The sequence below is a fragment of the Magnetococcales bacterium genome (assembly GCA_015228815.1).
Taxonomy (GTDB): Bacteria; Pseudomonadota; Magnetococcia; order Magnetococcales; family UBA8363; genus UBA8363.
Genome location: JADGCV010000015.1, coordinates 34,388 through 50,268 on the forward strand (window position 1 = coordinate 34,388; position 15,881 = coordinate 50,268).

The following is a 15,881-nucleotide window of genomic DNA, read 5'->3' on the forward strand; positions in this document are numbered from 1 at the left end:
AAAAAAGATAACTGCCCAGACCCCTTTTTTCTTTCAATAATTCATTGACCTATTTCTTGGCCCGTTTCTGGTCAAGCCAGCGAACGGACATCAAAATGAACCCAAGGACGATGAAAGCGCCCGGAGGAAGAATGAAACCGATGGCTGGATGATAGGAAGCCCCCAAAACGTCCATGCCGAAAAATTTTCCCGACCCCAGAAGTTCACGGGAGGCCCCGAGAAGAACAAGCGCCAGAGTGAACCCCAAACCCGTTGCGATCCCGTCGATGGCGGAATCGAGGGCATTGTTTTTCGATGCAAAGGCTTCGGCCCGTCCCAGAATGGCGCAATTGACGACGATCAATGGGATAAAAATTCCCAATACCTTATGAAGATCAAGAAAAAAAGCGTTCATCGACAGGTCGATGATGGTGACGAAACTGGCGATGACGATGACATAGGCAGGTATCCGGACGTCATTCGGAATATAATTGCGTATCATGGAAACAACGACGTTCGAACCAACCAGGACAAGCATCGTGGCAACGCCCATCCCGATTCCATTGATTGCGCTGGTGGTAACCCCGAGCAGGGGACACATTCCCAGAAGTTGCGCGAAGACGACGTTATTGTTCCAAAAACCATTTTTGATGATCGTTGAGGTTTCGCTCATGGTTTGTTCTCCGTCGCCGCCTTTTCCCCGGAAGCCGCCCTGGCGAACAGTCTGGCTTCGTTTTCCTTGAAATATTCCAGTCCCCGCTTGACAGCGCCAACCACGGCCCTGGGGGTGATGGTCGCGCCGGCAAACTGATCGAAATCACCACCATCCTTCTTGACCCCCCACTTGGTATTGGTCAACGTCTTGCCCTTGAAGGCATCGGGCCAGTCGGTCAGGGTGATCTTGTCGCCCAAACCCGGAGTTTCCTTGTGCGACAGCACCTGGATCCGGGTGACGGTTCCACCGGAGGCAATGCCCATCAGAATTTCGATGTCGCCCGAATAGCCGTCGGGAGCGATCACGGTGAAGGCGACGCCAAGGTCGGCATCCCCCTTGCGTCCCCGATAAATGGTCACCGGTCGGCCCTTTTTCTCCAGACGGGTATCGGTGACGGTCATGGAATCCTTGTCCGGTTCATTGTCGAAGCCTTCCGGCAATACCAGACGCAAACCATTGAGCAGTTCCTGCCGCTTGGCCTCGGCGATGGGTTCTCGGGTGATGGCATCCGTTCCAGCCAGCAGGGCAGTGGCGACCAGACCGACCACCATGAGGACCAGACCCATTCTGAAAAAATCAGGCATTGCCAACTCCTAGACGTTCTTCTTGTCCTAGACGTTTTTCTTGGCTTTTCCGTACACGACCGGGCGGGTGTATTGATCCAGCAGCGGCACCGTGGCGTTCATGATGACGATGGCAAAGGAAACCCCTTCCGGATACCCCCCCCAGGTACGAATGATATAGGTCAACAGTCCACACCCCGCCCCAAAGACGATCTGTCCCAAAGGCGTGACGGGCGAGGTGACCATGTCGGTGGCCATGAAAAAAACTCCGAGAACCAGACCACCCGTGACCAGATGAAAGAGGGGATCGGGATATTTTCCGGAATCGATCATCCAGAAGAGGGCCGCAGGGATCAGGCAACCCGCGAGCATCGACACGGGAATATGCCAGGTGATGATCCGTTTTTTCAGAAGATAAAGTCCACCCAGGGCCAGAAGAAAGGCGGAGGTTTCACCGAGGGACCCGGAAATCAATCCCCCTGTGGCGTTGAAATAACTGAATCCATAGTTTCCGCCCAGGGCTTCCTGGACTGTTTTTCCAAGACTGACCTCGATGCGATACTGACCCAACGGGGTTGCGGAACTGACTGCGTCCAGGACTTCCCCCGGGGCCAGATGACCCGAAAAGATCAGGGCAAGGGCATTGCCAAAGGAAAGGGCCGCATCACCGAACAGGCCAGCCGGCTGGGGCCAAGTGGTCATTTCCACGGGAAAGGAGATCAACAGAAATACCCGGGCGATCAGGGCAGGATTGAACATGTTCTGCCCCAATCCCCCATACACCTGCTTGCCCAGAAGGATGGCGAACACTGCCCCAACGACACAGATCCACCAGGGAGCATGTGGCGGAAGGGTCAGGGCCAGCAACAGACCCGTCAAGGCCGCCGAACGATCGCCGATGGTGGATGGCCGCACCCGCATCTTGATGAGCAGATGCTCGGTGGCCATCGCCGACAAGGTGGTGATCAGAATCACCAGAAGCGCGGGCCAGCCAAAGACCAGGACCGACAGGGCGGTTGCGGGCATCAGGGCCCAGATCACCGATTCCATGATCCGGGGTATCGAATCTCCTCCATGCACATGGGGCGAGGAGGTAAACATCAGGTTTGATGAACTCATGGACCGTTCCGTTTCCAGTTCCTTGAACGAGGGATGGTGGTGCAAAGCGCATCCCGGATCGGATTCACGTTGCTGCCTTGGCGGACTAGGCTTCCTCCCGTGCCACCTTCGCGGTTCCTCCAGTCGCTTTTTTCGCGGCCATTTTGGCCTTCATCTCTTCCTTCTTGCGTTCCTTTTCTTCCTTCTCCCGCTGAAGGCGTTCCTCGCGCGACCGGGTCCGTTGTTTGGTCAGTTCGCGTTTTTTGTTCTCCCGCTCTTTGGCCTGCCAGGAAATCTTGCCAAAGCGAAAATAATGGACCAGCGGAATATTCGCGGGACAGACGTAGGCACAGGAACCACATTCGATGCAATCGAACAGATCGACGTCGGGCAGCAGCTCGATCTGATCGGTCTTGGCAAACCATGCCATGGTACAGGGGACCAGGTTCATGGGACACGCCGCCACGCAGTTGCCGCAGCGAATGCAGGCATGTTCCTTCTTTCCCGAGGATTCATGACGCAAGAGCGCCAGGATTCCCGAAGTCCCCTTGACGACCGGAACATTGGTCTGGTGCAGGGCCAGACCCATCATCGGTCCCCCCATGACAACCTTGACCGTATCCGGCTTCAGCCCGCCGCAATGCGCCAGGACATCATCGACACTCGTCCCGATCAACAGCTCCAGGTTGGCGGGCCGTGCGATTCCGTGTCCCGTCACCGTGACGATCCGTTGCACCAGGGGCCGGCCCAGCCTGAGGGCGTTGCGAATCGCGACCGCCGTGGCCACATTGTGGACGATCACCCCGACATCGACCGGCAATCCCTTGGAGGGAACCTGACGTCCCGTGACCACTTCGATCAACTGTTTTTCGGCCCCCTGGGGATACATGACCGGCAGGGTGACAACCCGAATGTCGGAGTTTCCCGCAACCGCCTTGTTCATGATTTCGATGGCCTCCGGTTTGTTGGCCTCGATACCGATGACGCACGCCCTGGTTTGCAGGGCATGAAGCATGATGCGAATCCCCTCGACCACCTCCTGGGACCGTTCTTCCATGAGACGGGCGTCGCAGGTAAGATAGGGTTCGCATTCGACCGCGTTGATCAGCAACAGGTCCACCACCTTGTCCCGTGGCGGAGACATCTTGATGAAACTGGGAAAGGTGGCGCCTCCCAACCCCACGATGCCCGCGTTCTTGATCCGGTCGCGAATGACGGCGGGATCAAGCGCAAGGGGCGCGAGAGGATCGTCAATCCCCTTGAGTTCGGGATTCCAGGCATCGGCGCCATCGGATTCGATCACCACGCATGGCATGGTCAGTCCGGACGGGTGGGCAACGGGTCGTTCCTCGATGCCAATGACGGTGCCCGAGGTCGGGGCGTGAACCGCCGCCGAAACGAATCCACTGGCCTTGCCGATCAGATCTCCCTTGAAAACCTTGTCCCCTTCCTTGACTACCGGTTCGGCGGGCGCCCCAAGGTGCTGATGCAGGGGGACGACAAGCCGTTTGGGCAACGGCATTGGTTCGATGGCGCAACGCTCGGAAAGTTCCTTGTGCCCGTCGGGGTGGATGCCCCCATGAAATCTTTTCAAGACAGAAGCTGCAATTCCCATTACCGTGGCCCCAGTTGTCCGTAAAGCGGTCAATCCTGTTTCATCCATCCACCGGTCGTCATCGGGTCAATGAAGGACGGCCCGATCGACCGGCTTTTCCCACATCCACGAGGAGGGGGTCACCGGAACGGGAATCATTTCGATGCAATCCACCGGACACGGTTCGACACACGCCTTGCAGGCGGTACACATGTCGGCAACCACCGTATGCGACTGCTTGTTGGCGCCGATGATGGCATCCACGGGACAGACCTTGATGCAGGCGGTACAACCGATGCACGCCTCTTCATGGATGAAGGCCACCCTGGGTCCGGTATCGACTTCCATTTCGACGGTCGCCACCCCAAGCATGGCGGCGATTTTTTCCATGGTTTCGATGCCACCCGGGCTGCACAGACCGACGTTGGTCACATCACCGCTTGCCAGGGCCTCGGCATAGGGCCGGCAGCCGGGAAAGCCACAGTTGCCGCAGTTGGTGGCGGGAAGGAGCGCCGTCAAGCCATCGACCTTGGGATCCCCTTCAACGTGAAATTTCTTGGCGGCGAACCCCAGTCCCAATCCCGCGGCCAGAGCCAGCCCTCCCATGCTCAATACGGCTTCGATCATGACAAAAAAACTCCGAAATTACAATAATTTCAAGACATCAGGTTCATTTGACGATACCGGAGAATCCCATGAACGCCAATGACATCAGGCCGGCGCTGATCAGGGAAATGGGTGATCCCTTGAGCAAAGCGGGAACATCGGACAGATCGATCCGTTCACGCATGCCGGCAAATAGAATCAGCACCAGTCCGAATCCCATGCCGGCGCCGGCGCCATAGATCGAGGCTTCAAGGAAAGAGTGTTCCTTCTGGATGTTGAGAATGGCCACCCCGAGGACACAGCAGTTGGTCGTGATCAGGGGAAGATAGATCCCCAGCGCCGCGTAGAGGACGGGACTCGTCTTGTGGATGACCATTTCGGTGAACTGAACCAGGGCGGCGATGATCAGAATGAAACAGATGGTCCGCAGATATTCGAGTCCCAGGGGCGCCAGGATCATCTTTTCGGCAGCCCAGGAGATGGCCGAGGCCAGGGTCATCACGAAGATTACCGAGTAGGTCATGCCGATGGCGGTTTCGACCTTCTTCGAAACGCCGAGAAAGGGACAGATTCCCAGAAACTTCGTCAAAACGAAATTGTTGACGAACACGGTACTGATGAGAATGAGAAGAAAATCGGTCATGGCATTGGACTTTAGTTTTCGCCGCCAAGGCTTGGATGTTGATCATGCCCCACGACCACCTGCTCACGGGGGTTCCGTTCGACGGGTGCCCCGTTCGACGGGGAGAGGATGGGGCCGGGAACCGACGAAACCCGGAGGATTGACGCAACCGGTTTTTCCAGTCGCTCCGATGCAATCTTGTACCTCATCTTCCACGCGATCGGCAACGCAAAATCTTTTCTTTCCTCCATTTTTTTCTCTTGTTATAAAGATGTTATAAAACCGCTTCCGCCACTGGTTTCCCGATGGCGCCCTTGACTCTCCGGACGGGGACGATATGCTTCTCGTCGCGGATTCGATCAATCAACTTGAGGCCCTTTCCAGGAGATCCCGATGCCTGTTGTCACGGAAGCGCAAATTCTTGATGCATTGAAAAAAGTAGTCGATCCCGATCTGCGGCGCGATATTGTCGGCCTGGGGTTCGTCAAGGATCTGAAAATCGACTCGGGACGGGTTTCCTTCAAGATCGAATTGACGACGCCGGCCTGTCCCGCCAAGGAACGGATGCGCCGGCAGGCCCTCGACGCGGTGATGGAGGTGGCCAATGTTTCGCGGGTGGACATCGAAATGACGGCAAGGGTTCGCGCCGCGCCCAGAAACTCGACCCCCAACCTGATTCCAAACGTCAGGAATGTCATTGCCATCGCTTCGGGAAAGGGGGGGGTCGGAAAATCGACCACCGCGGTCAATCTGGCCCTGGCTCTGGCCCAGACCGGAGCCACGACTGGCATCCTTGATGCCGATATTTATGGTCCAAGCCTGCCCAAGATGCTCAAGGTCGAGGGACGTCCCGACCCGGAAGAGGGCAAAAAAATCACCCCGGCGGAGGCCTACGGACTCAAAGTGATGTCCATGGGGTTCTTCATGGATGAGGATACCCCGGTGGTCTGGCGCGGCCCGATGGTCGGCATGGCGGTGGAACAACTCCTGCGCGATGTCGATTGGGGTGAACTGGATTATCTGGTGATCGATCTGCCCCCGGGAACCGGCGACGCCCAGTTGACCCTGACCCAGAAGGTCCCCATCACCGGGGTCGTCATCGTCTCGACCCCCCAGGATGTCGCCCTGGCGGATGTCAAACGGGGAATCAACATGTTCCGCAAGGTCGATACGCCCGTTCTGGGGATTGTCGAAAACATGTCCTATTTCCTGTGTCCCCATTGTGGCCATCGCTCGGAAATCTTTTCCCACGGTGGTGCGCGACGGCAGGCGGAGGCCTTCGGCATGGAGTTCCTCGGAGATATTCCCCTGGACGGGGCCATCCGTGAAGACGCCGACTCGGGAATCCCCATCGTGATCGCCCACCCCGACAGTCCGCAGACGCAAAAATATCGGGAAATCGCTGCACGAATCGCCGCCATCATCGCCACCCTGGGCTTTGACGGTCCGGCTTTTCCGGAAATCATCGTCGAATGATCTCCGTCGTCCCATGGATCAAAATCCCCCTCCCTTCATCTCTTCCTGATGGGGGGGGGGACCTTCAATCCTTGGATCGTCCCATCCCCATGGAGCGCAAGAGCGGAGAATATTCTTCGATGTGGTGTCCAACAAGATCATTAAGGTGAATCTGGGTTTCGATCACTTCCTCGATGGACAACTGGACATGATCCAGGTACGTTTTCCCCAATGAAGTCATCGCCGATGATTGAATGTCGAAGACCTCGGGAATGGTCATCACCCGGCGCATCAGATCCAACTGTCCCAGTCGCATCGACATGAGATCGGAGGATGTTTCCAACGTCAAATTGGCAATCTTCTCTACCGCATGATTGGCGATACGTTGTGCGTCCGACATGGAATTTCGCAAAGAAAAATAGGCGTTCGACAAACTTTTCGCGGCCTGTACCACCATGACGAATCTCCCGTTCAATCCAACCTACCGACACACCCCAAAGGGGCGACCCATGTGACGTGTTTACCCTGCGATGTCATGAAAAAAAAGATTTCCGCCATCGATCATGATTTCATGTTGCAAAGCAGCATAGCCGATCGATTAATGTGAATCAATCCTCCTCATGAAAGGATAGGAATTTTTTTTACCATCGTATTTTGTGTTCGTTCTTATTGAAAAAAAATCGCGAAGAGGGGCCTTCAAGGCCAACCTGAAAGGGGTGCCGCTGGTCCTTTCAGGTTGCCTGGAAGAATCATGAGAGAATGCTCAACGGCCTTTTTTCTGTTCCAGCCATTTGTCGAGGGTTGGCTGGGTGATCAGACAAATGCCTCCCTGGGTGCGATGGAACCATTGGGCATCTTCCTCGGGGTCAAGGCCGACCACCAGGCCATCGGGGATTTTGCAATCTTTGGCCACGACGACCTTTTTCAAGGTACAACGACGACCGATGTCGGCGCGTGGGAGAATGACCGAATCCTCCACCAGACCGTAGGAGTTGACGCGCACGTCGCTGAACAGCAGGGACCGGCGTACCGTCGAACCCGAGACGATGCAACCGCTGGAAACGACCGCATCCAGGCCCATGCCGCGACGATCGTTGTCGTCGAAGACAAATTTGGCGGCGGGCCGTTGTACCTGGTAGGTCCAGATGCTCCAGCGCGGATCGTAGAGGTTGAGGGCCGGGGTGACGTGGGTCAGATCGATGTTGGCCTCCCAATAGGCATCCACCGTTCCGACATCGCGCCAGTAATTTTCGACGTCGGTGGACTCGCGGACACAACTTCTGGAGAAGCGGCTGGCATGTACGTTATATCCGTTGGCGACCATGAAGGGGATGATATCCTTGCCAAAATCATGGCTTGAATCCTTCAGTTCCGCGTCGCGCAGCAGTTGCTCCCGGAGCACCTTGGCGTTGAAAATATAGATGCCCATGCTTGCCAGGGCCTGATCGGGCTTGTCGGGGATGGGGGCGGGGTTGGTGGGCTTTTCGGTGAAGGTGATGACACGATCGGAGGCATCGACACCCATGACGCCGAATTCCCTGGCGGCGTCGAGGCTGGTTTCGACACAGGCGACCGATATGTCGGCATCGTTCTGGATGTGCTCTTCCAGCATCAGGGAATAGTCCTGCTTGTAGATGTGGTCGCCTCCCAGGATGAGGATATAATCGGCCTTTTGACTGTCGATCAGGTCAAGGTTTTGGAAGACGGCATCGGCGGTTCCCTCATACCAGGACTGGGTGTCCGACTGTTGCGCTGGCCATACCTGGATGAATTCATTGAGTTCGGAACGGAAAAACCCCCACCCGCGTTGGACGTGCTGAATCAGGTTGTGGGAACGGTACTGGGTGGCGACGCCGACGCGGCGGATTCCGGAGTTGACGCAGTTGGACAGGGGAAAATCGATCAGGCGGTATTTGCCCCCGAAGTAGACGGCGGGTTTGGCCTCGTTGTCGGTCAGGTCCTTGAGCCGTGTTCCCCGTCCTCCCGCCAGTACCAGGGCAAGTGTTTTTCTCAAGGCATCGTTGATATGGGGTTTGGCATGTTGCGGCATGTTCGTGTACTTTCTGAATTTTCAGGTCTTTAAGATCGACCGTTGACAGTCTTTGATGACTCCCGGGTTCCCGGACGCATGAGTGGCTTGTTGGATGATTCGCCACGAAACGTTGCGCGGCTTCCGGGTGACTCCGGGTCACGCCACCCGCGTGGTGTTGCTCATGATCATCCGGTCGGTGTCCATTGTTTCACACTTTGTATAACACACCCGGTCGATGCACGCCACCGCGACAAACGTCAGGAGGTATAAATCGTGGCGATAAAACGGCCAATCGATTCAAAATAGGTTTGCAGTCCGTGAAGCATCAGATCGTTGTGTCCGGCATGGGGGATGGGCACCATGTTCTTGTTCGTGGCGCCACAGGCATCGAACAGGGCCTGGCCATCGGAAATCGGGATCAGGTCATCGTTGCGACCATGCAACAGAAGGGTCGGCGTGGTGATGGAGCGCATTTTTTCCAGGCTGGAGAATCCCTGGGATTCGTTGGCTCCCTGAAGGGACAGTCCGCTCAATCGTTCGATGAGGTCGATGGTGTATGCAAAGGCGCTTTCGAGGATCAATCCGCGAATCCCTTCGGGACGACGGAAGGCGATTTCGATGGCGGCGGCGCTGCCCATGGAACGGCCCATGGTGAACACGGCGGGCAACCCGCCGACAAGTGGTCCGACGATCTCCCGCAAATGGTCGAAAACCGCCACGGCATCCCGCAGAAGGGCCGTGCCGCCGGGAATGCCCGTCGATTGGCCATAACCACGGAAATCGACGACGAGAAAATGAATACCCATTCCGGTATAGAATGTTGAAAGCTCCTCGTAGTCGGCGGCAATTTCACCATTGCCGTGCCAGTAGAGCAGCAACGGACCCGGACCATCTCCGGCACGGTAGAGCCTCCCTCCCAGGGAGACCTCCTTCTCCACGGGAAACAGCAGTTCATGGGCGTTTGTCGTGGAAGGATAGCCCTGTTCATCACGGGGATGGAACAGAACGCGGGCAATCCGGGGATGATCGATCAGGGGTGGCTGGCTCATGGAAGCTCCGGTCGAGTGGGGACATCGTGACATGCGTCGCGGCATGGGGCTGGGGACATGGTATCCAGGAATTGATGGACATCAACGAATATTTTTCGGCCTCACGGCTCGGGATTTCCAACATCGGATGTCAAATTGTTGCGCGAAGACGGGATTGCTGTCGCTTATGGATTACGATAACATGAATATTGAAATATTGAAATTGACGATACACACCCAGAATCAAGGAATTCGTGGCGCGGACTCTTCAATAGCTACCACTTTGACACCGGCTGACATACAATGCCCCAATATTTATTGATTCCGACATGACCACCAGCCTTCGTCCCGTCGTCAACCGGGATGGTGAAATGGATCCGATTACCTACAACAGCACAGGATAAGAAAACGATGGCCAGGATTCCAACGACCCCCTTCCAGGATCAGCGCCCCGGCACTTCGGGCCTGCGCAAGAAAGTGCGCCGTTTTCAGGAAAAAAACTATCTGCACAACTTTGTCCAGTCGATTTTCGACTCCCTGGAGGGATTCCAGGGCAAGACGCTGGTGGTCGGCGGTGATGGCCGTTACTACAATCGCGAGGCGATCGACATCATCCTGAGAATGGCTGCCGCTGCCGGTTTTGGCCGGGCGTTGGTCGGGCAGGGGGGGATCCTTTCCACGCCTGCCGTGTCGGCGGTCATCCGCAAACACGGTGCCTTCGGCGGGATTGTCCTGTCGGCGAGCCACAACCCGGGTGGCCCCGAGGGAGACTTCGGCATCAAGTACAATGTGGGCAATGGCGGCCCGGCCCCCGAAAAGGTGACCGAGGCCATTTTCGCCCGCAGCAAGACCATCGATGCCTATCACATCCATGAAGGTCCCATCTCCGTCAACCTGGATGTTCGTGGTTCCTCTTCGATCGGATCGATGCGGGTCGAGGTGATCGATTCGGTGGCCGATTATGCCGAATTGATGGAGCAGTTGTTCGATTTCGGCAAGATTCGGGGGTTGTTGACCGGTGGCCGGTTCACCATGCGTTTCGATGCCATGCATGCCGTGACCGGGCCTTACGCCATCGACATCCTCGAACGCCGGCTGGGGGCGCCGAAGGGGACGGTGCAAAACGGCATTCCCCTTCCCGACTTCGGCGATGGGCATCCCGACCCCAATCTGACCTATGCCGCGGATCTGGTGAAGGTGCTGTGGCAGGAAGGGGGGCCTGATTTCGGGGCCGCTTCGGACGGCGACGGTGATCGCAACATGATCCTCGGCAACCGCTTCTTCGTGACGCCGAGCGATTCCCTCGCAGTCATGGCCGCCAATGCCGCCCTCGTCCCCGGCTACAAGCGGGGGATCGCCGGAGTCGCCCGTTCCATGCCCACGAGTCAGGCTGTGGACCGGGTTGCGCAAAAACGGGGATTTCCCTGTTTCGAGACGCCGACGGGATGGAAATTTTTCGGCAACCTGCTTGATGCGGGCAAGGCGACCCTGTGTGGCGAGGAAAGTTTCGGCACCGGTTCGGACCATGTTCGCGAAAAGGATGGCTTGTGGGCGGTCCTTTTCTGGCTCAACATCCTGGCCGAACGCAAGGAGTCGGTCGCGGAAATCGTCAAGGGCCATTGGCAGGCGTTTGGTCGCAATATCTATTCGCGGCACGATTACGAAGATGTGGAATCCGAGCGTGCCGACTCCTTGATCAAGGGGATCAACGATCAAATGTCCACCCTTCCCGGAAAGGACTTCGGTCGTTACAAGGTCGCCTTTGCCGACAACTTCCAATATACCGATCCCATCGATGCCAGTGTCAGCACCAATCAAGGGGTGCGCATCGGCTTTACCGATGGCTCCCGCATCGTGTTCCGACTCTCAGGGACTGGAACGGTCGGTGCCACTCTGCGCATCTATCTTGAGAGTTTCGAAAGCGACCCGGCCAAACAGGACCTGGATGCCCAGGTGGCCCTGGCCGACTTGATCACGATCGCCGACCGGATTGCCGGAGTCAAAAAATATACGGGTAGAGATGTCCCGACCGTCATCACCTGAACCCGGCGCTCCACCCTTCAAGTGTGGGGACCGTATGGATGGGTCGGTCCCCACACGCTTTCAATTCAATGGCGTATCGGCGCTGTCTTGCGTGGTGGTTCCTCGATTCTGGTTCTTCAACGAAAGGTGTTGTGATGGGCAATCCGGAATTGATTGAAGTTGATGGAAAAATGATTCCACTCAAGGAACTGCTCGACGAAAAGCGGCGGATCGAGGCCGAAAACGTCAGGCTCGGAAAAAAATATGAAAAACTGGAAAAGGAAAGTTTCAAGGCCATCGAACGACGCCGGCAGGAACAGGAACTCAAACCCTTCCAGGCGGAACTGGTGCGAATGCAGCAATTCCTCGAAGATGAAGTCAAGCGGATGATCATCCTGCTGGAAGGACGCGACGCCGCGGGAAAGGGGGGAACCATCCGCCGCATGACCCGGTACATGAATTCAAAACACTATCGTGTCGTCGCCCTGGGCAAACCGACCGACGTGCAGCGGACACAATGGTTTTTCCAGCGCTATGTCGAACAGTTTCCCACCGGTGGCGAGGTGGTTCTTTTCGATCGCAGTTGGTACAACCGGGCCATGGTCGAACCGGTCTTCAATTTTTGCACTCCGGAACAGTACGAAAACTTCATGGCCGGGGTCACGGGGTTCGAGAAGGACATTGTTCGCGAGGGGACGATTCTCTTAAAATTATATTTCAGCGTTTCCAAGAAAGAGCAGAAGTATCGCTTCGACCGGCGGCGTCATGATCCTCTGCGGCACTGGAAATTGAGCGAAGTGGACATGCAGGCCCAGGACAAATGGGATGAGTTCACCAGGATGAAGTATGCCATGCTGCGGCGGACGCATACCCTCGATGCACCATGGATCATCATCCGCTCGGACAATAAACACCTGGCGCGCCTCAACGCCATCAAAACAGTCTTGAATGCGGTTCCGTTCAAGAAGACGCAAGGATTGGATCTGACTACCGATCCGAATGTGGTCATCTCCGGCTTCAGGGAACTGGAATACATGGAATCGGAGCGGATTGCCGAGGGAAAATACATCACCTGACCCGGGCGAAGGAGGGGATTTCCATGATCCTTGACAACAAGATGCGCCTTCCCACGCAAGAGGAGGCCCTTCCCGGACGATCGACTCCGATGTCTGTCCCTGCAAGGCATTTTGTCCTGGGTCGTCCCCTCAAGTCCCCCTTTCCCAAACACATGGAGTCGGCCCTTTTTGGCATGGGTTGTTTCTGGGGGGCGGAACGGCTGTTCTGGGGATTGAATGGGGTCCATACGACTGCCGTCGGCTATGCCGGGGGGGGCACCCTCAATCCGACCTACGAGGAGGTCTGTTCCGGATTGACGGGACATCTTGAGGTGGTGCGCGTCGTTTTCGACCCGGAGGTGCTTGCCTACGCCATGCTTTTGCGCCTGTTCTGGGAATCCCATGATCCGACACAGGGGATGCGTCAGGGCAATGATCGCGGGACACAATACCGGTCGGCGATTTTCTGCGCCAATGAAACACAGAAAGAACTGGCCTTGTCCAGCCGTACCCGTTTCCAGGAACATCTGTGGCGTGCCGGCTTTGGATCGATCACCACCGAAATCCTTGGGTGGTCCCCCTTTTTTTTCGCGGAGGGGATGCATCAACAGTATCTCGCCAAAAACCCATCCGGCTATTGTGGTCTCAAGGGAACCGGCGTCCGCCTCGAATCCGACCTCGACGAGGAGGCCAGGCGAACCAAGGGACCATCGATCGAAGGAATGAAACGTCTTTTGTCCGGAAAATCGTTGGATGAGGAAATCATCGATCCCGCCAATCCCAATCTTATCCGACATCGCAACTGAGGTCGCACCGCTGTCCCACGGTTTTGTGGAACAATATTCTCTTCGACCAATGGGGCGGACATGAAGACGTATTCCTTGACCCTGATCATGACACAACCGCTGACTTCCTTTTCCGAAGAGATGATTTCCTGGAAAGATCCCCCCGATGCGTGTCATCTGTTTTTTGTGCATCGCGGTGTTTCCCTGGTGGATCGGGAGTGGCCGTGGCTGCCACCGGGGCATCGTGGTTATTGTGCGGTCGATCATGAAAAGTATTTTGGCCCTCGCCCCGGGCCGTCCCTGGTCGCGGGAGGGTTGGCAACGCTTGGAATGTTGTTGCGTCGGAGTGATGCCATGCTGTGTCTGCCCCATGGTCCGTGTTTGCTGAAGCGGCAACCTGTCACTTCGGGAGTGGTTGTCGCACTCGATGCCGAACCTGGAAAGGCCCGGGAAGGATTAAGAGTGGCGGTGGGATTGGCGGGCTGCGATGTCCCGATTGAAATACGCCTCCCGGTTGGGCGTTCCTGGCCGACCATCGAGGACCTGGGACGGATCCGACACGACGCAAGGGAGTTCGTCGAAGTCATGACGGCCCTGAAAATATGCTGCAAGGACCAGGAATTCAATCCATCGAAGGAGGCAGGTTCCATGGGACTGATCTGCTTATGAAACCACATTCCCCCCCTGATTTGGCAACCTCCGACCGCCTGGACCGATCGCGACCGGTCGTATTGGTGACCGGTGGCGCGGGATATATCGGCGCTCATACCTGTCGGCAGTTGCACGCCACCGGATATACCCCGGTGGTGATCGACAATTTGACGACAGGATGGGCTTCTTCCGTGCGTTGGGGGCCTTTGGAGCGTGGGGATGTCCGCGACAAACTCTTTGTCGATGCGATGATGCGCAAATACCAGCCCCATGCAGTATTTCATTTCGCGGCATTGTCGGTCGTGGCGGAATCGATGCGAAAACCGGCGGGGTACTATCATGTCAACGCCCTGGGAGGGCTCAATCTATTGCAATCGATGAGTGAATATGGGGTTGGTCATTTCATTCTGTCAAGTTCCGCGGCGGTCTACGGCGAACCGGAAACCTTTCCCATTCCGGAAACCCATCCCACGCGCCCGCTCAATCCCTATGGCCAGAGCAAACTTTTCACCGAACAGATGACGCATCATATTGGTCGTGTCGGCAACATCCGGCATGTGATTCTCCGTTATTTCAATGCGGCCGGGGCCGATATTCTCGGATCGCTTGGGGAGGATCATCGACCGGAAACCCATCTGATTCCCCTGGTTCTCCAGGCGGCGCTTGAAAGTCAGGAACCGCTTCACATTTTCGGTGCCGATTACGATACCCCGGATGGAACCTGCATCCGCGACTATATTCATGTCAACGACCTGGCCGAAATCCATTGTCGCGCTCTGAAACATCTCGAAGAAGGTGGCGATTCCGAAATTTTCAATGTCGGAACGGGTTCGGGGCACTCGATCATGGAGATCATCGAACTGGCCCGGAAGATCACTCAAAGAAAGGTGACCACGATCATCGGACCGCGTCGTTCTGGCGATCCTTCGCGATTGGTGGCGGACTCGGGGAAGGCGCGACAGGCATTGAATTGGCATCCCCGGTATTCCGATCTGGAAACCATTCTGGCAACGACCTGGTCGTGGATTCTGAAGCAACACCACCAGAAACGAAACCAGGATCAGCATTGACGCACGTTGACCCAGTGCATCGAGCGCGTGACCGGATGATCCAGAGCATCAGTCCGGTCAGCATCATGACGCCGAACGCCCACACTGCCAGGGTGATCCTGATTTCGACAAGCGTCGGAACGTAGGAGACCTGTTCTCCGAGCGGCGTCGGTACCAGGCCGGGAATGACGAGTCCCAATCCTTTTTCCATCCATACCCCAGCGAGCGTCAACCCGCAGGCCGCCACAAGCGATCCGGAATGGTCTGGCCGTCGGGGCAGAACCGTGAGTGCGGTTGCGGTCACGATCGACGACAGGCTGGCCAGCATCCAGAGCGTCCAGGGATTGCCTTCGTTCAGGCCCAGAAAAAGACGGCGGGTCGCGTCGCCATGATGGGCCGTGGAATAAAGGTGGGTGAACCATTCCGAACCCAGAAGAAACAGATGAATCAGCAACGATATGGCAAGCACCCGGGACAAATAGTGAAACACCGAGGCCGGAAACGTCCCTGGCGCGGCACGGTTCATCAGGCGAAACAGCAGGATCATCAGGGCGCTGCCGGCGGCGAAGGCGGAAACGATGAACCGGGGGGCGAGGAGGGGGCTGTACCAGAGCGGGCGCGATGGGT

The 15,881-nt window shown here is 56.7% G+C and carries 15 protein-coding genes; 6 read left to right on the plus strand and 9 right to left on the minus strand.

Features of this window, described 5'->3' with window-relative positions; translation table 11 throughout:
* Positions 1-49: 49 nt before the first annotated feature.
* The 6 genes from HQL76_08025 to rsxA all read right to left on the minus strand — a co-directional run bounded on the left by HQL76_08025 (position 50) and on the right by rsxA (position 5,198).
* On the minus strand, positions 50-652 hold the full coding sequence (locus HQL76_08025) for an electron transport complex subunit E (protein MBF0109105.1): 603 nt from the start codon (positions 650-652) through the stop codon (positions 50-52).
* A complete protein-coding gene (gene rsxG, locus HQL76_08030; protein MBF0109106.1) occupies positions 649-1,278 on the minus strand; it encodes an electron transport complex subunit RsxG in 630 nt (209 codons plus the stop codon). The genes HQL76_08025 and rsxG overlap by 4 nt, the downstream gene beginning before the upstream one ends.
* 27 nt (positions 1,279-1,305) lie before the next feature.
* A complete protein-coding gene (locus HQL76_08035) occupies positions 1,306-2,376 on the minus strand; it encodes an RnfABCDGE type electron transport complex subunit D (protein ID MBF0109107.1) in 1,071 nt (356 codons plus the stop codon).
* Between the two features lie 85 nt (positions 2,377-2,461).
* Positions 2,462-3,970 carry an electron transport complex subunit RsxC gene (gene rsxC / locus HQL76_08040; GenBank protein MBF0109108.1) on the minus strand — a complete coding sequence of 503 codons (1,509 nt, stop codon included), beginning with the start codon at positions 3,968-3,970 and terminating at the stop codon, positions 2,462-2,464.
* A 66-nt stretch (positions 3,971-4,036) separates the two neighbouring features.
* Positions 4,037-4,576: an electron transport complex subunit RsxB gene (gene rsxB / locus HQL76_08045; protein ID MBF0109109.1), complete on the minus strand. Its 540-nt coding sequence runs from the start codon at positions 4,574-4,576 to the stop codon at positions 4,037-4,039.
* A 43-nt stretch (positions 4,577-4,619) separates the two neighbouring features.
* Entirely contained in the window at positions 4,620-5,198 is a 579-nt protein-coding gene (gene rsxA / locus HQL76_08050; protein MBF0109110.1) for an electron transport complex subunit RsxA, read from the minus strand.
* Positions 5,199-5,570: 372 nt separating this feature from the next.
* Between rsxA and apbC the strand changes: the two genes are divergently transcribed.
* Positions 5,571-6,653: an iron-sulfur cluster carrier protein ApbC gene (gene apbC / locus HQL76_08055; protein MBF0109111.1), complete on the plus strand. Its 1,083-nt coding sequence runs from the start codon at positions 5,571-5,573 to the stop codon at positions 6,651-6,653.
* Positions 6,654-6,717: 64 nt separating this feature from the next.
* On the opposite strand, the gene HQL76_08060 is transcribed toward apbC, so the two are convergent.
* The 3 genes from HQL76_08060 to HQL76_08070 all read right to left on the minus strand — a co-directional run bounded on the left by HQL76_08060 (position 6,718) and on the right by HQL76_08070 (position 9,713).
* Positions 6,718-7,032 (minus strand): phasin family protein, encoded by a 315-nt coding sequence (locus HQL76_08060; protein ID MBF0109112.1) that lies wholly within the window; start codon positions 7,030-7,032, stop codon positions 6,718-6,720.
* Positions 7,033-7,395: 363 nt separating this feature from the next.
* A complete protein-coding gene (glgC, locus tag HQL76_08065; GenBank protein MBF0109113.1) occupies positions 7,396-8,682 on the minus strand; it encodes a glucose-1-phosphate adenylyltransferase in 1,287 nt (428 codons plus the stop codon).
* Between the two features lie 239 nt (positions 8,683-8,921).
* Positions 8,922-9,713: an alpha/beta hydrolase gene (locus HQL76_08070; protein ID MBF0109114.1), complete on the minus strand. Its 792-nt coding sequence runs from the start codon at positions 9,711-9,713 to the stop codon at positions 8,922-8,924.
* A 390-nt stretch (positions 9,714-10,103) separates the two neighbouring features.
* On the opposite strand from HQL76_08070, the gene HQL76_08075 reads away from it, so the two are divergent.
* The 5 genes from HQL76_08075 (at position 10,104) to galE (ending at position 15,275) form a co-directional block, all read left to right on the plus strand.
* Entirely contained in the window at positions 10,104-11,735 is a 1,632-nt protein-coding gene (locus tag HQL76_08075) for an alpha-D-glucose phosphate-specific phosphoglucomutase (GenBank protein ID MBF0109115.1), read from the plus strand.
* A gap of 134 nt (positions 11,736-11,869) precedes the next feature.
* The gene (gene ppk2 / locus HQL76_08080) at positions 11,870-12,790 is read left to right on the plus strand and encodes a polyphosphate kinase 2 (GenBank protein MBF0109116.1); all 921 of its coding nucleotides are present in this window, start codon (positions 11,870-11,872) and stop codon (positions 12,788-12,790) included.
* Between the two features lie 23 nt (positions 12,791-12,813).
* On the plus strand, positions 12,814-13,575 hold the full coding sequence (gene msrA, locus HQL76_08085) for a peptide-methionine (S)-S-oxide reductase MsrA (protein ID MBF0109117.1): 762 nt from the start codon (positions 12,814-12,816) through the stop codon (positions 13,573-13,575).
* A gap of 60 nt (positions 13,576-13,635) precedes the next feature.
* Entirely contained in the window at positions 13,636-14,223 is a 588-nt protein-coding gene (locus HQL76_08090) for a hypothetical protein (GenBank protein MBF0109118.1), read from the plus strand.
* On the plus strand, positions 14,220-15,275 hold the full coding sequence (galE, locus tag HQL76_08095; protein ID MBF0109119.1) for a UDP-glucose 4-epimerase GalE: 1,056 nt from the start codon (positions 14,220-14,222) through the stop codon (positions 15,273-15,275). Before HQL76_08090 ends, galE begins: the two co-directional genes overlap by 4 nt.
* The last annotated feature ends 606 nt before the right edge of the window (positions 15,276-15,881 follow it).